Origin of the sequence: Flavonifractor plautii ATCC 29863, from assembly GCF_000239295.1 — a bacterium.
Classification (GTDB): domain Bacteria; phylum Bacillota; class Clostridia; order Oscillospirales; family Oscillospiraceae; genus Flavonifractor; species Flavonifractor plautii.
Genome location: NZ_JH417666.1, coordinates 12,354 through 32,236, shown reverse-complemented (window position 1 = coordinate 32,236; position 19,883 = coordinate 12,354). Strand labels below are relative to the sequence as shown.

Genomic DNA, 19,883 nt, shown 5'->3' with positions numbered 1-19,883 from the left:
GGCAGACTGGCGCGGGAAAGAGGCAAGTTCAGTATGATACACGCATGGGGTATTACCGACAAAGGCGCGGTAAGAACACAAAATCAGGACGGTTTCTACTTAGACGTTCCTTCAGAGCACCTGGCGGTCGGCGTCGTGTGCGACGGGATGGGCGGGGCCAAGGCGGGCAATATCGCCAGTCTCATCGCCGTGGAAACCTTCGTGGACGCCCTGCAGGGCATGCAGCCGGATGGCGATGGCGAGGCGGGGCCAGCCGCCGTTCTTTCGCGGGCCGCGGAGACCGCCAATACGGCAGTCTATCACCGGGCCGTCACTGACCCGGACTGCCGCGGCATGGGCACCACTATGGTGGCGGCCTTGGTGGTGGAGCAGACCGCTTATCTGCTCAACATCGGAGACAGCCGGGCCTATCACATCAATGAAGACGGGATCACCCGCCTGACCCGGGACCACTCGGTGGTGGAGGACATGGTGGCGCGGGGGGACATCACCCCCGAGGAGGCCCGTACTCATCCCCGGAAGAACCTGATCACCCGGGCACTGGGCTCTGAGGAGCGCATCCGGGCAGATCTGTACGAGAAGGAGCTCCAGCCGGGGGACTTCCTGCTGCTCTGCTCCGACGGGCTGAGCAACATCGTCACGGACCAGGAGCTGCTCTACGAGGCCATCCACGGCGGGGAGCCGTCGGACTGCTGCCAGCGCCTGCTCCACATCACTCTGTCCAGAGGCGCGCCGGACAACGTTACGGCGGTCCTCTTTCAGATCGTTTAAAAGGGGGTAATGAACTATGGATCAGTACATAGGGAAATTACTCGACAACCGATATGAGATTATTGAGCGCATCGGGACGGGCGGTATGGCCGTGGTCTACAAGGGGCGGGATCACCGCCTCAACCGGCTGGTGGCGGTGAAGATTCTCAAGGAGGAGCTGGCTCAGGACGCTGAGTTCCGCCGCCGGTTCCACGATGAGTCCCAGGCCGTCGCCATGCTCTCCCATCCCAACATCATGGCGGTCTACGATGTGTCCCACTCCACGGAGCTGGATTACATCGTTATGGAGCTCATCGACGGCATCACCCTCAAGCAGTATATGCAGAAGAAGGGAGGCAAGCTGGCCTGGCGGGAGGCACTGCACTTCATCACTCAGATCATGAAGGCCCTCTCCCACGCCCACAGCCGGGGGATTATCCACCGGGATATCAAGCCCCACAACATGATGGTGCTGCGGGACGGCAGCCTGAAGGTGGCCGATTTCGGCATCGCCCGGCTCACCTCCGCCGCCCAGGCCACCCTGACCCAGGAGGCCCTGGGCTCAGTACACTATATCTCGCCGGAGCAGGCCCGCGGCAGCCATATCGACGCCCGCAGCGATATCTACTCCGCCGGTGTGGTACTCTATGAGATGATCACTGGCCGCCTGCCCTATGAGGGGGAGTCCCCGGTGGCGGTGGCGATCCAGCACATCAACTCCATTCCGCTCTCCCCACGGGAGATCGACCCAGAGATCCCAGAGGCTCTGGAGGCCATCACCATGAAAGCTATGGCCTCGGATGTCAACCAGCGCTATGTATCGGCAGACGCCATGCTGATGGATCTGGAGGAGTTCCGCAAGAATCCCAGCATCAATTTCGACTATACGCCCGCCGATCTGCTCATCGCCGACGGCGACGAGCCTACTCAGATTCTGGGCGCCAACACACCCCATACCGTGCGTTCCCAGCCGGCCCATGCCAGCCGGGCCGCGTCGGAGGAGCCCTATGCCCGTCCCACACCGAAGCCCCGCAAAAGCCGTGCGGTTCCCCTTGAGGACGAGGTGGACTACGACGACTATCCGGACCGGCGGGATGGGGGCGGCAGTCGTCTGCCCATTATTCTGGCTATTGCAGCAGTGGCCGTGTTTGTAGTCGGCATCGGCGTATTTCTCTGGGTCTCCTTCTTCAGCAGCCCGGGGCAGACTGTCTACAATGTCCCTAATCTGGTGGGTAAGACCATCGAGGAAGCGCGGGCGGACAGCGGCGTAACCGTGGCTCAATTTCAGGTCGTAGAGGGGCAGGAAGTGGACAGCACTTTACCCAAAGGACAGATTGTGAACCAGGATCCGCAATCGGGACGCAACGCTGCGGCGGGAACCACCATCACTGTCGATATCAGCAACGGCAGCGGCAGCACCGACGTGGAGGAGAACCGGATGCCCAACCTGGTGAATCAGGATAAGCGTCTGGCCATCAATACCCTGCGGGAACTCGGCTTCACCGAGGAGGCCGGTAATCTGGTTATCCGGGAGGAGACCTCGGAGGATGTAACCAAGGACTATGTGATTTCCACCGACCCGGTGGCGGAGACCGATCTGGCCGATGTGGAGAAGGTCACTCTTGTAGTCAGCAGCGGTGTCAAGACGGAAACCTCTGTTATTATCCCGTTCCTCGGCATGACAGAGCAGGAGGCCCGCGCTAAGGCCGAGGGAACGCTGGGACTGGTGGTCGTATTTGACGAGCCTCAGTATAGCAATGACTACGCCGAGGGTCTGGTCTGCTGGCAGTCCATCCAGACGGGTACCGAGGTCGATAAGGGTTCCACCATCCATCTGCGCCTGAGCAAAGGGGCAGATCCCTCCACCTCTCCCGCCCCGGAGATCACCCCGACTCCCACGCCGGGGGCCTCTACCGACCCGGAGGTTTCCCCCACACCAGGCAGCGGAGGTGCGCTGAAGCCCATCAGCTATACGGTAAATCTGGCCAGCTCCGACAAGGAGACTGTCCGTGTCCGGGTCACAGTCAACGGGCAGGATCAGTTCAATGAGGACGTACAGACCGTACTAGGCGTCCGGGTGGTAACACTTTATGGAACCGGCTTCCAGCAAGTGGATGTCTATCTTGACGGGCAGCTCTCCGAGACCCGCATGATGAACTTCGGCTGATGGAAGGGATTATTTTAAAGGCCATCAGCGGCTTCTATTACGTGGACGGCGTAGATGGGGTTCTGGTCGCCTGCCGCGGAAGGGGAAAGTTCCGCCATCAGAGGATCACCCCCCTGGTGGGGGACAAGGTCATCTTCACCCCTCTGGATAACGGGGCGGGGATTCTCGATGAAATCCTGCCCCGCAGGAACGAATTTCAGCGACCGGCGGTGGCCAACATTGATCAGCTCGTAGTCATTGCCTCCGGCGCCATTCCAGTTACCGACCCATTCCTGATTGACCGCGTGGTTTCCATTGCGGAGGGGCGGAACTGCCAGCCGGTCATCTGCATCAACAAGTGCGACCTGGATGCGGCGGAGGAGCTCTACCAGACCTACCGCGCTGCCGGGTTCCCCACCCTCCGGGTGAGCGCCGAGACAGGGGAGGGACTGGAGGAGCTCTCTGGGGCAATTGCTGGAAAGGTTTCTGCCTTTACAGGAAATTCCGGTGTGGGCAAATCCAGCATACTCAACGCCCTGGAGCCCGGCTTCCGCCTCCAGGTGGGGGAGGTCTCCGACAAGCTGGGCCGTGGCCGCCATACTACCCGCCATGTGGAGCTGTTTCGGCTCCGCTCCGGCGCCATTGTGGCAGATACCCCCGGCTTCTCCTCCTTCGACACGGAGGAGATAGAGCTCCGTCGCCCTGAGGAACTGCAATATACCTTTCGGGAGTTCGCCCCTTATCTGGAGCAATGCCGATTCACCGGCTGTTCTCATGTAAAGGAAAAGGGCTGTGCAGTTCTTGCTGCGGTAAAGGCTGGAGAGATCGCCCCCAGCCGTCACGCCAGCTATGTACGGCTGTATCAGCAGGCAAAGGAAGTGCCCGAATGGGAACGGAAATGAAGCGCGCGCTGCTTTTCGGCTCAGTCCCCTGCGGAGACGGGGCCTTTCTCCGCCCTTATCTGGACGGTGGCGGATGGACGGTCTTCTGTGCCGACGGCGGGGTACGCAACGCCCGTGCGGCCGGACTGCGGCCGGACTATCTGATCGGCGACTGGGACTCCGGCGGTGCGCCGGAGGGCGATGTCCCCTGCATCACGCTTCCGGTGGAAAAGGATATGACAGACCTCCAGGCAGCGGTGGATCAGGCACTGGAGCTGGATTACCGGGAGCTCCTGCTGTGCGGCTGTACTGGGGGACGGCTGGACCATACCGCCTCCAACTTGGTGCTTCTGGAGTGGATCGCCGACCACGGCGGCCGGGCGCTGTTGGTGGATGCCGATAATGAGGTGCGCCTGCTGGACAGTGGAGTGCTGCGGCTAACCAACCGTCCCTGCTATCACTACCTCTCTCTGGTTCCTCTGGATCGCCGCGTGACCGGCGTCACCCTGCGGGGACTCAAATATCCGCTGACCGACGCGGTACTCACTCGCGGCGACACCCTCTCAGTGAGTAATGAGCCGCTGGGCGACGAGGTGGAGATCTGCCTTTCCGCCGGCCGCGCCCTGCTGATCCGGAGCCAGCGCGTCTGATGAACTGGGAACCCTTGGCCGCCTCCTGCGTATACTGGTACAGAACCAGTTGCGAAAGGAGGCGGCCATTTTGACGCTACAAACCAGAAAGCGCCTGGGAACGGCAGCGCTGTGCGTGGGGGGGGCAGCCCTGCTGCTCCATCCGGCCTGTCTGATCGCCTTCGGTGCGGGTGCTTGGGCGGGTAGCCGGGGCAGAGACTGGCTCAAACGAATTTGGGACGACAGGGAGGCTGTGCTATGAAGATCGTCGTGGTTAAATCACCCAAAGCGCTGCGCGGAATACTCAAGACCATTTTCGGCATCCGGGGCGCATGAGCCACGGGCATAGTCTTCCCACCTTGTACATATAGTTCTGTAGCAGAATGCATGAAAAAGGGCTGCGGCCCGTACAAGGAGTGGAACGCTATGGAGCTGGAACTGGATCGGACTCAACGGAGCGGCTATGAGGCCGTACTGGATACAACCGTCTGCCGCGAGGAGACACTGGAGAGCATTGTACCGGATGCCTGTCCGGATATCCTTCGCATCTGCGATACCGAGGGCGTGGTATGCCTGCGGGACAAGGTGCTCCAGGATGGTCGGGTGGAGCTCTCCGGCTCGGTACGGGCGGCGCTGCTCTACCTCCCGGACGGTGAAGAGGGGATACGCCGGATGGAGGTGGAACTGCCCTTTTCCTGTACTCTGGAGCACCCGGCGCTGACGCCTCTGTGCCGCGTGGTAGCCCTGCCGCGGGTACAGGGGGCAGACGCCCGGCTGATCAACCCCCGCAAGGTGCTGGTCCGGGTGGATCTGGCTTTCTGTGTGCAGGTCTATGCCCCGGTGGAGGATGACATCTGCAGCGGAGTGCTGGCTCCGGAGGAAGCTGGTGTGCAGCAGATGTCTGAGCAGTGTGATGCCTGTACCACAGTCTGCGTGCAGGAGAAGCCCTTTACATTTTCTGATGAAATCAGCCTGTCCGGCAGCAAGCCGGAGGCGGAAGAGCTGCTGAAGTGCCGCGCTGCCCTGCGGTGCAGTGAGTCCAAGGTCATCGGAAACAAGCTTATTTTCAAGGGGGAGGGCCAGCTTCAGATGCTCTACCGCTCCTCCGCCGGCGGACTGTGCACAGCGGAATATGAGCTGCCCTTCTCCCAGATCATGGAGATTACCGGGGCGGGGGAGGAGTCCACCTGTGATGTGTACGTGGTTTTGACCGGCCTGGACTGCGCCCTGGACAGCGGCGACGGCCGCACCATCAGCGTCTCCATGGGGCTGCTGGCCCAAGCGGTGGTGCGGGAGGAGCGCACGCTCCAGATGCTGACGGATGTGTACTCTACCGCCTTCCAGCTTACGGCGGAGAGCCGGACCTATACGCTGGGCCGTCTGGTGGAGCACGGGGAGAAGGAGCTGACAGTGCGGGAGATCCTGGAAACCGGGATGCTGGCCCAGGAGGTGTCGGACGCCTATGTGACCATCGGCGCCATCACCCAGAGCCGGGACGGGAGACGGGTGACGCTGACCGCCGAGGCCAACGTGACGGTGCTCTACCTCACGGAGGACGGCGCCCGCACCTCCATCACCCGGCAGCTCCAGGCCGCCTGCCCCCTGGAGCTGCCTGAGGAGGCGTCCTGCTCCTGCCACTGCGGCTGTACCGCCCCTGTCTTTGCCACCCCGACGACGGGTGGCATTGAGGTGCGCTTCCCGGTGGGTTTCCGGTACACGGCCATGACCAGCCGCACCACAGCCGCCGTGTCTGCGGTCCATATGGATGAGGGTACCCCCCGGGATCACTCCGGCCAGCCCTCCATTGTTCTGCGTATGGTAGGAAACGGGGAACGGCTCTGGGACATTGCCAAGTCTTACGGTACCACCGCACAGGACATCATGTGCGCCAACGCGCTGGAGGAGGACGTGGCCCCGGAGGGGCAGCTCCTGCTCATCCCACGCAAGCGGTAAAACCAGCCCGCCCGGCAAATGCCGGGCGGGCTTTTTGGTTCTGTCCGGGGACGAGGCATAATTTACGGCTTATCCCCATAGGTATGTAGAGAAAACGACCGGCTCATGCGGCCGAAGGAGGAATCGCAAGTGGAACAACGCAAGATCTATGAAGATATTGCCCTGCGTACCGAGGGGGATATCTATATCGGCGTCGTGGGGCCGGTGCGGACGGGAAAATCGACCTTTATCAAACGCTTCATGGAGACCATGGTCATCCCCAATATCGACAACGTGTACCGCCGGGAGCGGGCCCGGGATGAGCTGCCCCAGAGCGGCTCCGGGCGCACCATCATGACCGCCGAGCCCAAATTCGTCCCGGAGGAGGCCGTTCAGGTCACCATGGACAACGGGGCGGCCTTCTCCGTCCGCCTCATCGACTGCGTAGGCTATATGGTTCCCGGCGCGGTGGGCTCCCTGGAGGACGACAGCCCCCGCATGGTAACCACCCCCTGGTTTGACTATGAGATCCCCATGACCGAGGCCGCGGAGATCGGCACACGCAAGGTCATTGCGGAGCATTCCACCATCGGTATCGTGGTCACCACAGACGGTTCCATTACCGACATCCCCCGGGAGGACTATCTGGAGGCGGAGGAGCGGGTGATCACCGAGCTCAAGGAGTTGGGAAAGCCCTTCCTGGTGGTGCTCAACTCGTCCTACCCCAATTCCGACCGGGCACAGGCCATCCGGGCGGACATCGCCTCCCGCTATGACGTGACGTGTGTGTGCGCCGACTGCCTGGAGCTGGACGAGGCGGCGGTAACCGCCATCATCAAGGGGGTGCTCTACGAGTTCCCGGTGAAGGAGCTGGATCTGTTCCTGCCCCCCTGGGTGGACGCCCTGCCTTACGACCACCCCATCAAGAGCGGCCTGTATACGGCCATCCGGGAGGGGGCGGCCGGGATGCACCGCATCCGGGATGTGGAGCGTACGGTCACCGCCATTGGGGAGTGCGACACTGTCAGCAGCGCCCGTATCACCTCCATCAGCCTGGGCACCGGTCTGGCCGCCGCCCAGCTGGAGCTGCCCCGGGGGCTGTTCTACGATACGCTCTCCGAGCAGTCCGGCTTCACCATCCACGACGATGGTGATCTCATGGAGCTGCTCTCCAGCCTTGCCCACGTCAAAACGGAGTATGACAAGGTAGCCGGGGCGCTGGAAGAGGTTAAGTCCACCGGTTACGGCATCGTGGTGCCCAGCACCGACGAGCTGGTGCTGGAGGAGCCGGAGATCGTCAAGCAGGGGGGACGCTATGGCGTGCGCCTGAAGGCCTCCGCCCCCTCCATCCACATGATCCGTGCGGACATCGAAACCGAGGTCTCGCCCATCGTGGGCAACGAAAAGCAGAGCGAGGAGATGGTCAATTTCCTGCTTCAGGAGTTCGAGGGGGACACCAAGGCCATCTGGCAGTCCAATATCTTCGGCAAGTCCTTCCATGAGCTGGTCAGCGAGGATTTGAACGGCAAGCTCAAGCGCATGCCCGACGACGCCCGCGCCAAGCTCCAGGAGACACTCCAGCGCATCATCAACGAGGGCTCCGGCGGACTGATCTGCATCATTCTGTAAAACGAGGGGGCGTCCCAGATGGGACGCCCCCTCGTGGTCTATTTCTGAATGAGCTGTGAGGCAGCCAGAACGGCCAGCGGCAGGTACATAAACAGGAGGGTAAGCCGCTGCCATGTGCCCTCCTGGGCCAGCCGGGTGCCACGCCACGCCTCCTTGTCCGCCATAACAAAGAGGGTGAAACAGCACACATCGAGGGCAAAACAGATCAGGGAGAATACCCCGGCCCCGCCGGCACCATCCCGAAAAGCCAGCAGCGCCACCAGAAGGGGAGCAAAGGCCAGGGCCAGGAAGCCCAGAACCGAGCCGACGCCGTGGATGCGGGAGGCCGCTGTCTCCACCGCTTTGTCGGCATTGACGCTGAACAGCCCGGCCAGTACCCCTGCCCCCAGGGCGAACACGCAGAGCACCGCGATCAGCAGCCCGGTCAGGACAGGAGAGCGGTTTCCAAAGGCAGCCCATAGGTCTGGTGTGGCGGCGCACAGGAGCAGCCCCAGCGCCACCAGCCACACCCGGTACACCCACCGCACCGGACTTTCCGGGCTGCCCAGCACGCTCATGACCTGCCGCCGGTGGGAGTAGCCGGGGTAAAATGGGGCCAGCAGGAAGGGGAGGAGCAGATCCAGCCCGGCCGCCGCCAGCAGGAAATACCAGCCCACGCTCACCCCACCCCCTCGGTCAGAAAATCCGCAATCGCCTGCCGGTTGCAGAGCTTCAGGCTCTTATAGCCGGTCTCCACCCAGCCCCGTCGGTCGAAGTCCCCCAGCACCCGGCTCACCGTTACCCGGCTCACCCCCACAGAGGAGCCGATCTCCTCATGGGTACAGTGGAGCAGACCCCTGGCGTCCGGCTCGAGGGCCAGCAGATGGCGGGCGATGCGCTTGTCCGCCTGCAAAAAGGCGCTGTCTACATGGCCAGAGAGCAGGCGCACCGTGCGGGCCAGATACTCCAGCATGGAGATGGCCAGGTCCGGCCGGCGGGCAAACACCGCCTCCAGATGCTGCCGGTTCACCGAGATCAGCTCGCACGGGGTGACCGCCACGGCGGAGGAGACCCGTGGCTGCCGGTCAAAGAAGGACGCCTCGCCGATGAGCTCCCCGCCGTGGTGGAGGGCCAGGGTGCGCTCGTCCCCGTCGGGAGAGCTGATAAAGCACTTCACCGTTCCGGTGAGGATATAGTAAAACTGCGCGGCCTCCGTGTCCTGTAAATAGATCATCTGCCCCGGCTCTCGATGGTGGGTGGGCTGCCCCTCCGCCAGCGGCGCCCAGATGTGGTCCTGCGCCATTGCGTTCACCTCCTGTTTGGTCAATTGTAACACGCTTTACATTCTTTTGGCAAGGGGCCATGCTATTCTGGTGCCACTGAAATAAAAAGGAGGCACCCAACCATGGGAATGACCATGACTCAAAAGATCCTGGCCAGGCACGCCGGCCTGGAGCATGTTGTCCCCGGCCAGCTGGTGGAGGGCAAGCTGGATCTGGTGCTGGGCAACGATATCACCACCCCGGTGGCCATCGCCGAGTTCAACAAGGCGGGGCTGACCCAGGTGTTCGACCGGGAAAAGATCGCGCTGGTTCTGGATCACTACACCCCCTGCAAGGATATCAAGGCCGCCCAGCTCTGCGCCCAGGTACGGGAGTTCGCCAAGCGCTTTGACATCACCCATTTCTACGATGTGGGCTGCATGGGTGTAGAGCACGCCCTCCTGCCCGAGCAGGGCCTGACCGCCCCCGGCGAGGCCATGATCGGCGCCGACTCCCACACCTGCACCTACGGCGCGGTGAACATGTTCTCCACCGGCGTGGGCTCCACCGATATGGCCGCGGGCATGGCCACGGGGCTGGCTTGGTTCCGCATCCCCTCCGCCATCAAGGTCACCCTCAAGGGCAAACTCCAGCCCTGTGTATCCGGCAAGGACGTGATCCTCCACCTGATCGGCACCATCGGCGTGGACGGCGCCCTTTACAAGTCCCTGGAGTTCGGCGGGAAAGGGGTAGCCTCCCTGTCCATGGACGACCGCTTCACCATCGCCAACATGGCCATTGAAGCCGGGGCCAAGAACGGCATCTTTCCCGTGGACGACAAGACCCGGGCCTATCTGGACGGCCGGGTCACCCGCGCCTGGGAGGCCGTGGAGCCCGATGCCGACGCCGAGTACGAGCGGGAGGTGGTCATCGATCTGGATACCCTCCAGCCCACGGTTGCCCTGCCGCACCTGCCCTCCAACACCCGCACCGTGGATCAGGCGGCGGGCACCCACATTGACCAGGTGGTGATCGGCTCCTGCACCAACGGCCGTCTGGAGGATCTCCGCCAGGCCGCGGCAGTGCTCAAGGGCCGCAAAGTGGCCGCCGGAGTGCGCTGCATCGTCATCCCCGCCACCCAGCAGATCACCCTGGACGCCATGGCCGAGGGGCTGATCCAGACCTTTATCGAGGCTGGCTGTGCCGTGTCCACCCCCACCTGTGGCCCCTGCCTGGGCGGCCACATGGGCGTGCTCTCCGACGGGGAGCGGGCCATCTCCACCACAAACCGCAACTTCGTGGGCCGCATGGGCCCCGTCAGCTCCGAGATCATCCTGGCCAACCCCGCGGTGGCCGCCGCGTCCGCCGTGGCGGGCTGTGTGGCGGATCCCCGCAAGCTCTGATGGAGGTGTAAGGCAATGAAGGTTTACAAATACGGCGACAACGTGGATACCGACGTAATCATTCCCGCCCGGTATCTCAACGCCCCCGATGAAAAGTCCCTGGCCTCCCACTGTATGGAGGACATCGACGCCGGCTTCGCCTCCACCGTGGAGCCGGGCGACATCATCGTGGCTGGGGCCAACTTCGGCTGCGGCTCCTCCCGGGAGCACGCCCCCCTGGCCATCAAGGCCTGCGGCGTCAAGTGCGTCATCGCGCCCTCCTTCGCCCGCATCTTCTACCGCAACGCCATCAACATCGGCTTTCCCATTCTGGAGTGCGCCGAGGCGGCGGAGGGCATTCAGGCCGGCGACACGGTGAGCGTGGACTTCGGTACCGGCGTGATCACCGACGAGACCACCGGCAAGACCTATCAGGCCGCGCCCCTTCCCGCCTTCGTCCAGGGCATCGTGGACAACGGCGGCCTGCTCAAATCCCTGAAGGCGAGAGGTGCGGCGAAATGAATTATAAAATTGCGCTCATCCGCGGCGACGGCATCGGCCCCGAAGTGGTGGGGGAGGCCGTCAAGGTGCTGGAGGCCGTCGGCCAGAAGTTCGGCCACAGCTTCACCTATGAGGAGGTGCTGCTGGGCGGCTGCGCCACCGACGCGGTGGGGAAGAGCTATCCCGACGGCACCGCCGAGAAGTGTCGGGCCTGCGACGCGGTGCTGCTGGGCGCTGTGGGCGGCCCCAAGTGGGGTTCCGACAAGCCCGCCGAGCAGCGGCCTGAGACCGCCCTGCTGGCCATCCGAAAGGATCTGGGCCTGTATGCCAATCTGCGCCCCGCTGCCCTGCGCCCCGCCATGGCGGACGCCTGCCCTTTGAAGAAGGAGACGGCGGAGAAGGGCATCGACCTGATGATGGTGCGGGAGCTGACCGGCGGCATCTACTTCGGCCAGAGGGAGCGGTACGACACCCCTGACCGGGGTGTGGAGTGCGCCGACCGGATGGCCTATTCCGAGCAGGAGATTGAGCGCATCGGCCGCCGGGCCTTTGAGCTGGCCAGCCTCCGCCGCAAGAAGGTGTCCAGTGTGGACAAGGCCAATGTGCTGGAGACCTCCCGCCTGTGGCGCTCCGTCATGCACCGGCTGGCGGAGGAGTATCCCGACGTGCAGTACGAGGATGTGCTGGTGGACAACTGCGCCATGCAGCTCGTGAAAGACCCCGGCCAGTTCGACGTGGTGGTTACTGAGAACATGTTCGGCGACATTCTCTCCGATGAGGCGAGCATGGTCACCGGCTCCATCGGCCTGCTGCCATCCGCCTCCATCGGCGATACCGCCCCCGGCCTCTACGAGCCGATCCACGGCTCCGCCCCCGACATTGCGGGTCAGGACAAGGCCAACCCCATCGCCACCATCCTGTCGGTGGCCATGATGTTCCGCTACTCCTTCCACCTGGCCGCCGAGGCCGACGCGGTGGAGGCGGCAGTGGACGCGGTACTGGCCGAAGGCTGGCGCACCCCCGACATCGCCGGGCCGGGCGTCACCCCCATCGGCACCCAAAAGATGGGCGAACTCATCTGCCGTCATATTGGATGAAAACAGGGCAGCCAAAAGGCTGCCCTGTTTCTTGTGTTTGCCCACTTCATATGGTATACTGGCTCTATCTTGTAACGGAGAGGGGAACAAACCAATGAAATATATCTGCGCACTTCTGTCTGTCAGGGACATTCACGCTGCAAAAGCGTTTTATCAGGAATTGTTTGGTCTGGAGGTGGCCCAGGATTACGGGAGAAATATTGCCTTTACCTGTGGGCTGGCGCTGCAACAGGATTTTGACTGGCTAATTGGAGTGCCGAGTATGCACGTGCGGAAAAAGCCCAACAATATGGAATTGGTCTTTGAAGAGACGGATTTTGATGGATTTATTGAAAAGCTGGATGCCTATCCGGGTATAGAACGGCTTGGCGGCATCATCGAACACGACTGGGGCCAGCGGGTGGCACGCTTTTACGATCCAGATGGGCACCTCATTGAAGTGGGGGAGGACATGGGGATGGTAATCCGCCGTTTTCTGGCTTCCGGCATGACTATGGAGGAGGTTTCGGTCAAAATGGGTGCCTCCATAGGAGACTTGACCAAACTCCTGAACACAGTTCCAAGCTCCGAAAAGGGGTAGGAACAGCAGATACCAGCTTGATCTTTCGCTGTATTTATTGCTATAATAATAAAAATATTTGTGGGGAGGGGGATATGTTATGATTCTGGCGGTAGACGTGGGCAATTCCAATACGACGGTCGGCCTGTTCAACGGTACAGGGGAGTTATTGTTCCGCGCCCTGCTGGAGACCTCCCGCAGCAAGACCCGGGATCAGTGCGCCATCGAGCTCCTGGGCGTCTTTCAGCTCTATGGGGCGGATGCGTGCACGGTAGACGGGGCCATCCTCTCCAGCGTCGTTCCGCCGCTGACTACCATCTTCACCGATGCCATCGCCCGCCTGACCGGCATCCCCCCCATGGTGGTGGGCCCTGGCATCAGGACCGGTTTGAACATCAAGGCCGAGATCCACAACCAGTTGGGCAGTGACATCGTGGCCTCTTCGGTGGCGGCGATCGCCAAATATCCAAGCCCCATTGTCATGGTGGACATGGGTACGGCCACCTCTTTGTCCCTCATTGTAGGCAGCGTATACGAGGGCTGCATCATTATGCCGGGGCTGGCCCTGGCGCTGGACGCTCTGTCGGAGCGGGCGGCCGCTCTTCCGCCTATCTCCATTGAAACCGCCTCCCCGGTGGGCCTCATGGGCCACACCACAGAGGAGGCCATGCGCTCCGGCGTGCTCTACGGACACGCCAGCATGGTGGACGGGATGCTGGAGCGCATTGAGGAGAGCATAGGCCAAAGCGTCACCACCGTGGCCACCGGCGGAAATGCCCCTCGGATTCTGCGCTACTGCAAGCGTCCCATTCAATATGACGCCGATCTGATCATGACCGGACTTTATTTGCTCTACCAGAAAAACGCAAAAAAGTACCGGAAAGCGTGACCGGCCACGCCATTTTTTGTACTCAACGGCTGTCTGCCGTGGGTAAATAAATTGCGCTGCATCCTTCCAGGTAAGGAGCGGCAGCAGGCGGTAATTTCATATGAGAGCAAGCGAAAAGACCAGACGCCTGACCGGACTGGCCCTGATGACGGCCATTATTGTTGTCCTGCAGGTAGTCGCCAGTTTTGTCAAGTTCGGCCCCTTCACCATCACGCTGGCCCTGGCGCCGATCCTGATCGGCGCGGCCCTGTACGGCCCGAAGGCAGGCGCGTGCCTGGGCGGGGTATTCGGTGCCGTCGTATTGTTGGCCTGCATTTTGGGCTGGGACCCCGGTGGAGCGATCCTGTGGAATGCCAATCCCTTCCTGACCGCCTTGGTCTGCTTGGGCAAGGGCATCCTGGCCGGTCTGGCTGCCGGCCTGGTCTATCGGGCCATCGCCTGGGGCGGCAAATCCCACAGCAGCGGTCGTATGCTGGGCGGCTCCATTGCCGCTGGCATCGTCAGCCCGGTGGTCAATACCGGCCTGTTCCTGCTGGGTCTGTTTTTCCTGTTCCCGACCTATTTGGAGGCATGGGCCACCGGTGCTGGGCAGACGGTCATTACTTATATGATCTTTACTATGGTCAGCATCAATTTTGTTCTGGAACTGTTGATTAACCTGGTGCTCAGCACGGTGATTGTCCGCGTGGTCAGCGCCCGGAGCCACTCCTGAGTTTATCGGCGTCTGCCAGTCGGCAGGCGCCGATTTTGCATTTTTAGGATTAAGGACTTGCAAAACGTCGCAAAGCCGCATATAATAAAATACGATTTTAAAGTACAAGGGAGCGATTTCAGTGAAAGAGCTGTCCAGGATTGCATCGGCCGTACAGGCCTCCACCACCATGGCTATCGACGCCATGTTCAAGCAGATGAAGGCCGACGGTGTGGATGTGATCGGCTTCGGAGCGGGGGAGCCCGACTTCAACACCCCTGACAACATCAAGGCAGCCGGCATTGCGGCCATTGAGCAGAACGTCACCCGCTATCCCCCCGCAGCCGGCACGGTGGAGCTGCGTCAGGCGGTGTGCGGCCGCATGAAGGCCGACTACGGACTGGAGTACAAGCCCAGCCAAGTGGTGGTGAGCAGCGGCGCCAAGCACTTGGTCTACCTGGCTTTGCGGGCAGTGGTCAACCCCGGTGACGAGGTCATTCTGCCGGCGCCCTACTGGGTGAGCTACATTGAGCTCATCAAGATGGTGGGCGGCGTGCCGGTGGTTGTGACCGCCACCGAGGCAGAACACTTCAAGCTGACAGCGGAAAAGCTCTCTGCCGCCATCACCCCCAGGACCAAGGCCATTCTGCTCAACAATCCCTCCAACCCAACCGGCATGATGTACGACCGGGAGGAGCTGGAGGCCATCGCCGCTGTGTGTACCCAGGCGGATATTTATGTGATTTCCGACGAGATCTACGCCTGCCTGGCCTACGACGGCCGCACCTTCACCAGCTTCGCCTCCCTCAGCGCCGACGCCAAGGAGCGCACCATCCTGGTCAACGGCGTATCCAAGGCATACGCCATGACCGGCTGGCGCATCGGTTACGCCTGCGCCAACGACGTCATCGCCAAGGTGATGGCCAATTACGTCAGCCACTCCACCGGTTCTCCGGTGGCCATCTCCCAGAGGGCCGCCGCCGTGGCCCTCTCCGGTTCCCAGGCGGAGATTGAGACCATGCGCCAGGCCTTTGAGCAGCGCCGCAACTACATTGTGGAGCGGATGAACGCCATCCCCGGCGTGAGCTGCATCCAGCCGGAGGGGGCGTTCTATGTGATGATGAACCTGGAGCAGCTTCTCGGCAAGACCATTCACGGGGTGGAGATCACCAATGACGACGTGTTCGCCGACGCCTTCCTGAAGTACGGCCTGGTGGCGGTGGTACCTGGCTCCGGCTTCGGAGCGCCCAACTTCGTCCGCTGGTCCTACGCCACTTCTATGGAAAATATCAAAGAGGGCCTGGACCGTCTGGAAAAATTTTTGGCGGAATGACAACGGCAAAAACAGGGGGCGGAACTTGTGTCCGCCCCCGTTTTATGATATTCTAGCCAGTGAAATCTGAGGAGAAAGAGGTCTTTGCATGCACGACCGTTATGAGAGCCCGCTGTCCTCCCGCTACGCCAGCGACGAGATGCAGTATATCTTTTCGCCCGACAAGAAATTTTCCACCTGGCGCCGCCTGTGGGTCGCCCTGGCCCGGGCCGAGATGGAGCTGGGACTGCCGGTGACCCAGGAGCAGGTGGACGAGCTGGAGGCCCACCTCACCGACATTGACTACGACAAAGCCGCGGCGTATGAAAAGAAGCTCCGCCACGACGTGATGGCACACGTCCACACCTATGGCGAGGCGTGCCCCAAAGCTATGCCCATCATCCACCTGGGAGCCACGAGCTGCTATGTGGGGGACAACACCGACGTGATCCTCATGCGGGAGGCCCTTCTGCTGGTGCGCGACAAGCTGGTACAGGTGCTGGCCCGCCTGGCGGAGTTCGCGGAGCAGTACAAGGCCCTGCCTACCCTGGGCTTCACCCACTTCCAGCCCGCTCAACTGGTGACGGTGGGGAAGCGGGCCACCCTCTGGATGAACGAGCTGCTGATGGATCTGGAGGAGGTGGAGCACCGCATCGCCTCTCTGAAGCTGCTGGGCAGCAAGGGCACCACCGGCACTCAGGCATCCTTCCTGGAGCTGTTCGAGGGAGACCATGAGAAATGCCGGGCGCTGGAGCGGAAGATCGCCGCCGAGATGGGCTTCGACGCCGTGGTGCCCGTTTCGGGTCAGACCTATTCCCGCAAGATGGACTATGCGGTGTTGTCCACCCTCTCCGGCATTGCCCAGTCTGCCAGCAAGTTCGCCACCGATCTGCGCCTGCTCTGCCACCTGAAGGAGGTGGAGGAGCCCTTTGAGAAAAACCAGATCGGTTCCTCCGCCATGCCCTACAAGCGCAATCCCATGCGCTGCGAGCGCATCTGCGCCCTGGCCCGCTATGTGATGGCCGACGCGGTCAACCCTGCGGTCACCGCCTCCGCCCAGTGGTTCGAGCGTACTCTGGACGACTCGGCCAACAAGCGTCTGTCCGTGCCCGAGGCTTTCCTGGCGGTGGATGCCATTCTGAGCATCTATGCCAACGTGGCCGGAGGACTGGTGGTCCATGAGAAAGTGATCGAGCGCCACGTGCGGGAGGAGTTGCCCTTCATGGCCAGTGAGAACATCCTGATGGACGCTGTGAAGCGGGGCGGCAACCGGCAAGAGCTCCACGAGCGTATCCGCGTGCTCTCCCAGGAGGCAGGAGCCAACGTAAAGGACTGTGGCCTTAGCAACAACCTGATTGAGCTCATCGCCGCCGACCCGGCCTTCTCCATGCTGAGCCGGGAGGAGCTGACCGCCCATTTGGAGCCGGCCCGCTATATTGGGCGCTGCCCGCAGCAGGTGGAGGATTTCCTTGCTCACGATGTCCAGCCCGTGTTGGAGCGCTATGCTGCCGCCCTACAGGGCAAAGAGACGGAACTGAAGGTTTAAGAGGAGGATATTGAATATGGAAAAAGCAGTACGCCGCATCGGCGTGTTTACCAGCGGGGGCGATGCCCCTGGTATGAATGCCGCCATCCGGGCAGTGGTGCGTACCTCTCTGCACATGGGGATTGAATGTGTGGGCATCCGCCGGGGCTACCACGGTCTGATCAACGGCGATTTCACCAAGCTGACCTTTGAGAGCGTAAGCGACTTGTCCCGTCGGGGCGGCACCATGCTCTACTCCGCCCGCAGTGAGGAGTTCAAAACCCCTGCTGGCCAGGAGAGGGCGGTGGCTACCTGCAAGATGCTGGGGCTGGACGCCCTAGTGGGCATCGGCGGCGATGGTACCTTCAGCGGCTTGCTCTGCCTGGCCAAGAGAGGACTTTCCGTTGTGGGCATTCCCGGCACCATTGACAACGACATTGCCTGTTCCAGCTATACCATCGGCTATGACACCGCCTGCAACACCGCGCTGGAGTCCATCGACAAGCTGCGGGACACCATGCAGTCTCACGAGCGCTGTTCCGTGGTGGAGGTCATGGGCCACCGGGCGGGCCATCTGGCCCTTACCGTGGGCGTGGCCTGCGGCGCTACTGCCGTGATCGTCCCGGAGCACCCTGTGGACTATGAAGCCGACCTGCTGGAGCCCATCCGCCGGGCCCGTCTGGCCGGCCGTACCCACTTCATGATCATCGTGGCCGAGGGCGTAGAGGGCGGCGCCTACTCCATCGGCAAGGTCATCGAGGAGGCTACCGCCCTGGATACCCGGGTCACTGTGCTGGGACACATCCAGCGGGGCGGCTCCCCCTCCTCCCGCGACCGGATCACCGCTACCTACATGGGTTATGAGGCGGTGCGCCTGCTGGCCGAGGGCAAGACCTGCCGGGTGGTGGCCCTTCAGGGGGAGAACTATGTGGACTATGACATCACCGAGGCCCTCCAGATGACCAAGAGTCTGGATCAGCACACCTATGAGGTCATGCGCGCCCTCACCGGCGTGCATTGAGCGGAGAGCGGGCATGAAAAAGTGGTACGATGAGGAGTACGAGTTTCAGGTCGAGGTAACCGGCTTCCTCCGGGGCGACCATACTGAGCGGTATTGCCGCAACGGAGAGGAGGTCGGAGACCGGTATACCTGTACCTATGGCTGCCCGGTCAATCAGGACGGGCAGGGGATCTGCTCCAAGGCCATGCTACTGCTTTTCCCCCTCATGGAGGCCGTCCGAAGCGGCGGCGATCTGGAAAACGTAGGCGGAAGCGGCCCCTACTGCAAGGATATTGTGTGCCCCGACGGCTGCGTTCTCTTTCGCCTGACGGCAAAAAAACTGGGAAACGAGAACTTTTTCAAAGGAAATTTCCTGGACTGAGCCAGATAAAAAGCGGCCCTGTGCAAATGCACAGGGCCGCTTTTTCAGCAAGTTTTACGCCTCCTGAGAGACCAGCACCTTTTTCAGCCGTGCATAGCGGGGGAGGGAGTGTTCCTGCGGGGCCCGAGGGACGCCCTGAATCAGGGGGAGCACGTAGTCGATGAAGGGCTGCTCCAGGCCGTTCCCATCGGCGTTGATCCAGGCGCGGGGAACCGTCTTTTCCGCGTTGGCCACAATATCCAGGGGTTCCAGCACAGTCTCGCAGCGGTAGCCTCCCTCCCGGGTGCACCGGAAGGCCACCATCTTGTCGGAATACCCGGCGACCGCAGCCTCCACGGCCGCCTTGCCCGCCAGAAACGCCTCGTCGATGTCGGTCTGGGACGCGCTGTGGGCGCCGCAGCGCTGGGGTAGGGACAACTCGATGCCCCGCACCTTGGCGGAGGGCTCCCGCTGCCGGAGAAGGTCGGCCAGCAGCGCCGCCAGCCCCCCAAGCTGGGTGTGGCCGAAGCCGTCGTTGGCGGCGGCGGAAACTCCTTCGGCGATGAAGGCGCCGTCCGCCCGGTGGATTCCCTCAGAGACCGCGATCAGGCACTTGTTCTTCGCCTGATAGACCTGGTGGACATCCGCCAGAAAGCGTTCCATGTCAAAATCCACCTCGGGAAGGTAGATGAGATCCGGGCCGTAGCCCGCCCAGGCAGCCAGAGCAGCCGAGCCGGCCAGCCAGCCGGCGTGGCGTCCCATGATCTCCAGAACGGTAATGGTTCCGTTGTCGTACACATGGGTATCCCGTTGGACCTCCATGCAGGTGGTAGCGATGTACCGGGCTGCGGAGCCGAAGCCCGGGCAGTGGTCGGTGCCGTTGAGGTCATTGTCAATGGTCTTGGGCACGCCGATGACGCGGCACGCATAGCCCACGGACTGCATGTACTTGGAGATTTTGTTGCATGTGTCCATGGAGTCGTTGCCGCCGTTGTAAAAGAAATAGCGCACATCATACTTGCGGAAAATCTCGAGAATACGGCGGTAGTCGGTGTCATCCTGGCTGGGCTCAGCCAGCTTGTAGCGGCAGGAGCCCAGCGCGGAGGACGGGGTGTACCGCAGCAGCTCCAGCTCCCCGGCATCCTCCTGCCCCATATCGTACAGCCGGTCCTCCAGGACGCCCTGGATTCCGTTGGCCGCCCCCAGCACCCGTGTGATGCAGTCCGTGTCCAGGGCCGTGCGGATCACCCCGAGCGCGCTGGCATTGATGACCGCAGTGGGGCCTCCCGACTGCCCGATGATGCAGGCTCCTCTCAATTCACTCATGAATCGTACCTCCCTGACCGTAGTTTAGTTTG

At 62.1% G+C, this 19,883-nt stretch carries 20 protein-coding genes; 17 read left to right on the top strand and 3 right to left on the bottom strand.

What is annotated here, in order from left to right; translation table 11 throughout:
• Window positions 1-33: 33 nt before the first annotated feature.
• The 7 genes from HMPREF0372_RS03455 (at window position 34) to spoIVA (ending at window position 7,967) form a co-directional block, all read left to right on the top strand.
• Window positions 34-771 carry a Stp1/IreP family PP2C-type Ser/Thr phosphatase gene (locus HMPREF0372_RS03455; protein ID WP_007489010.1) on the top strand — a complete coding sequence of 246 codons (738 nt, stop codon included), beginning with the start codon at window positions 34-36 and terminating at the stop codon, window positions 769-771.
• Window positions 772-787: 16 nt separating this feature from the next.
• Window positions 788-2,917: a Stk1 family PASTA domain-containing Ser/Thr kinase gene (gene pknB, locus HMPREF0372_RS03450; protein ID WP_007489008.1), complete on the top strand. Its 2,130-nt coding sequence runs from the start codon at window positions 788-790 to the stop codon at window positions 2,915-2,917.
• Window positions 2,917-3,798, top strand: a complete 882-nt coding sequence (rsgA, locus tag HMPREF0372_RS03445) for a ribosome small subunit-dependent GTPase A (RefSeq protein ID WP_007489007.1) — start codon at window positions 2,917-2,919, stop codon at window positions 3,796-3,798. Before pknB ends, rsgA begins: the two co-directional genes overlap by 1 nt.
• Window positions 3,783-4,427, top strand: a complete 645-nt coding sequence (locus HMPREF0372_RS03440; protein ID WP_009256875.1) for a thiamine diphosphokinase — start codon at window positions 3,783-3,785, stop codon at window positions 4,425-4,427. The genes rsgA and HMPREF0372_RS03440 overlap by 16 nt, the downstream gene beginning before the upstream one ends.
• Window positions 4,428-4,497: 70 nt before the next feature.
• Window positions 4,498-4,668 carry a hypothetical protein gene (locus HMPREF0372_RS19585; protein WP_021632386.1) on the top strand — a complete coding sequence of 57 codons (171 nt, stop codon included), beginning with the start codon at window positions 4,498-4,500 and terminating at the stop codon, window positions 4,666-4,668.
• A 164-nt stretch (window positions 4,669-4,832) separates the two neighbouring features.
• Window positions 4,833-6,359: a DUF3794 and LysM peptidoglycan-binding domain-containing protein gene (locus HMPREF0372_RS03435; RefSeq protein ID WP_039996605.1), complete on the top strand. Its 1,527-nt coding sequence runs from the start codon at window positions 4,833-4,835 to the stop codon at window positions 6,357-6,359.
• 129 nt (window positions 6,360-6,488) lie between these two features.
• A complete protein-coding gene (spoIVA, locus tag HMPREF0372_RS03430; protein ID WP_009256873.1) occupies window positions 6,489-7,967 on the top strand; it encodes a stage IV sporulation protein A in 1,479 nt (492 codons plus the stop codon).
• A gap of 38 nt (window positions 7,968-8,005) precedes the next feature.
• Here spoIVA and HMPREF0372_RS03425 read toward each other — a convergent pair whose 3' ends face one another.
• Both HMPREF0372_RS03425 and HMPREF0372_RS03420 read right to left on the bottom strand, forming a co-directional pair.
• Complete coding sequence (locus tag HMPREF0372_RS03425; protein WP_034566235.1) at window positions 8,006-8,623, bottom strand: DUF998 domain-containing protein; 618 nt, start codon at window positions 8,621-8,623, stop codon at window positions 8,006-8,008.
• A 2-nt stretch (window positions 8,624-8,625) separates the two neighbouring features.
• Window positions 8,626-9,249 (bottom strand): Crp/Fnr family transcriptional regulator, encoded by a 624-nt coding sequence (locus HMPREF0372_RS03420; protein WP_009256870.1) that lies wholly within the window; start codon window positions 9,247-9,249, stop codon window positions 8,626-8,628.
• Between the two features lie 102 nt (window positions 9,250-9,351).
• Between HMPREF0372_RS03420 and leuC the strand changes: the two genes are divergently transcribed.
• The 10 genes from leuC (at window position 9,352) to HMPREF0372_RS03370 (ending at window position 18,546) form a co-directional block, all read left to right on the top strand.
• The gene (gene leuC, locus HMPREF0372_RS03415; protein ID WP_007488999.1) at window positions 9,352-10,611 is read left to right on the top strand and encodes a 3-isopropylmalate dehydratase large subunit; all 1,260 of its coding nucleotides are present in this window, start codon (window positions 9,352-9,354) and stop codon (window positions 10,609-10,611) included.
• A 15-nt stretch (window positions 10,612-10,626) separates the two neighbouring features.
• Complete coding sequence (locus tag HMPREF0372_RS03410) at window positions 10,627-11,112, top strand: 3-isopropylmalate dehydratase small subunit (RefSeq protein WP_007488998.1); 486 nt, start codon at window positions 10,627-10,629, stop codon at window positions 11,110-11,112.
• On the top strand, window positions 11,109-12,188 hold the full coding sequence (gene leuB / locus HMPREF0372_RS03405) for a 3-isopropylmalate dehydrogenase (protein WP_007488997.1): 1,080 nt from the start codon (window positions 11,109-11,111) through the stop codon (window positions 12,186-12,188). Before HMPREF0372_RS03410 ends, leuB begins: the two co-directional genes overlap by 4 nt.
• A gap of 94 nt (window positions 12,189-12,282) precedes the next feature.
• Window positions 12,283-12,768: a VOC family protein gene (locus HMPREF0372_RS03400; protein WP_007488996.1), complete on the top strand. Its 486-nt coding sequence runs from the start codon at window positions 12,283-12,285 to the stop codon at window positions 12,766-12,768.
• A gap of 79 nt (window positions 12,769-12,847) precedes the next feature.
• On the top strand, window positions 12,848-13,636 hold the full coding sequence (locus HMPREF0372_RS03395; RefSeq protein WP_007488995.1) for a type III pantothenate kinase: 789 nt from the start codon (window positions 12,848-12,850) through the stop codon (window positions 13,634-13,636).
• A gap of 100 nt (window positions 13,637-13,736) precedes the next feature.
• Window positions 13,737-14,348 carry an ECF transporter S component gene (locus HMPREF0372_RS03390; protein WP_007488994.1) on the top strand — a complete coding sequence of 204 codons (612 nt, stop codon included), beginning with the start codon at window positions 13,737-13,739 and terminating at the stop codon, window positions 14,346-14,348.
• Between the two features lie 121 nt (window positions 14,349-14,469).
• Complete coding sequence (locus HMPREF0372_RS03385) at window positions 14,470-15,660, top strand: pyridoxal phosphate-dependent aminotransferase (RefSeq protein ID WP_007488993.1); 1,191 nt, start codon at window positions 14,470-14,472, stop codon at window positions 15,658-15,660.
• 88 nt (window positions 15,661-15,748) lie between these two features.
• A complete protein-coding gene (gene purB, locus HMPREF0372_RS03380) occupies window positions 15,749-17,185 on the top strand; it encodes an adenylosuccinate lyase (protein WP_007488992.1) in 1,437 nt (478 codons plus the stop codon).
• A 16-nt stretch (window positions 17,186-17,201) separates the two neighbouring features.
• Entirely contained in the window at window positions 17,202-18,185 is a 984-nt protein-coding gene (gene pfkA, locus HMPREF0372_RS03375) for a 6-phosphofructokinase (protein ID WP_007488991.1), read from the top strand.
• Window positions 18,186-18,198: 13 nt separating this feature from the next.
• Window positions 18,199-18,546 carry a TIGR04076 family protein gene (locus tag HMPREF0372_RS03370; protein WP_007488989.1) on the top strand — a complete coding sequence of 116 codons (348 nt, stop codon included), beginning with the start codon at window positions 18,199-18,201 and terminating at the stop codon, window positions 18,544-18,546.
• Between the two features lie 54 nt (window positions 18,547-18,600).
• Here HMPREF0372_RS03370 and HMPREF0372_RS03365 read toward each other — a convergent pair whose 3' ends face one another.
• Window positions 18,601-19,851 carry a 6-phosphofructokinase gene (locus tag HMPREF0372_RS03365; protein ID WP_007488987.1) on the bottom strand — a complete coding sequence of 417 codons (1,251 nt, stop codon included), beginning with the start codon at window positions 19,849-19,851 and terminating at the stop codon, window positions 18,601-18,603.
• Window positions 19,852-19,883: the final 32 nt, after the last annotated feature.

Coding starts and splice junctions, on each gene's coding strand:
- HMPREF0372_RS03370 (WP_007488989.1), top strand. CDS start 18,199: ATGAAAAAGTGGTACGATGAGGAGTACGAGTTTCAGGTCGAGGTAACC.
- purB (WP_007488992.1), top strand. CDS start 15,749: ATGCACGACCGTTATGAGAGCCCGCTGTCCTCCCGCTACGCCAGCGAC.
- HMPREF0372_RS03420 (WP_009256870.1), bottom strand. CDS start 9,249: ATGGCGCAGGACCACATCTGGGCGCCGCTGGCGGAGGGGCAGCCCACC.
- HMPREF0372_RS03455 (WP_007489010.1), top strand. CDS start 34: ATGATACACGCATGGGGTATTACCGACAAAGGCGCGGTAAGAACACAA.
- pfkA (WP_007488991.1), top strand. CDS start 17,202: ATGGAAAAAGCAGTACGCCGCATCGGCGTGTTTACCAGCGGGGGCGAT.
- leuB (WP_007488997.1), top strand. CDS start 11,109: ATGAATTATAAAATTGCGCTCATCCGCGGCGACGGCATCGGCCCCGAA.
- HMPREF0372_RS03400 (WP_007488996.1), top strand. CDS start 12,283: ATGAAATATATCTGCGCACTTCTGTCTGTCAGGGACATTCACGCTGCA.
- HMPREF0372_RS03390 (WP_007488994.1), top strand. CDS start 13,737: ATGAGAGCAAGCGAAAAGACCAGACGCCTGACCGGACTGGCCCTGATG.
- pknB (WP_007489008.1), top strand. CDS start 788: ATGGATCAGTACATAGGGAAATTACTCGACAACCGATATGAGATTATT.
- HMPREF0372_RS03365 (WP_007488987.1), bottom strand. CDS start 19,851: ATGAGTGAATTGAGAGGAGCCTGCATCATCGGGCAGTCGGGAGGCCCC.
- HMPREF0372_RS03410 (WP_007488998.1), top strand. CDS start 10,627: ATGAAGGTTTACAAATACGGCGACAACGTGGATACCGACGTAATCATT.
- HMPREF0372_RS03440 (WP_009256875.1), top strand. CDS start 3,783: ATGGGAACGGAAATGAAGCGCGCGCTGCTTTTCGGCTCAGTCCCCTGC.
- HMPREF0372_RS03395 (WP_007488995.1), top strand. CDS start 12,848: ATGATTCTGGCGGTAGACGTGGGCAATTCCAATACGACGGTCGGCCTG.
- rsgA (WP_007489007.1), top strand. CDS start 2,917: ATGGAAGGGATTATTTTAAAGGCCATCAGCGGCTTCTATTACGTGGAC.
- leuC (WP_007488999.1), top strand. CDS start 9,352: ATGGGAATGACCATGACTCAAAAGATCCTGGCCAGGCACGCCGGCCTG.
- HMPREF0372_RS03435 (WP_039996605.1), top strand. CDS start 4,833: ATGGAGCTGGAACTGGATCGGACTCAACGGAGCGGCTATGAGGCCGTA.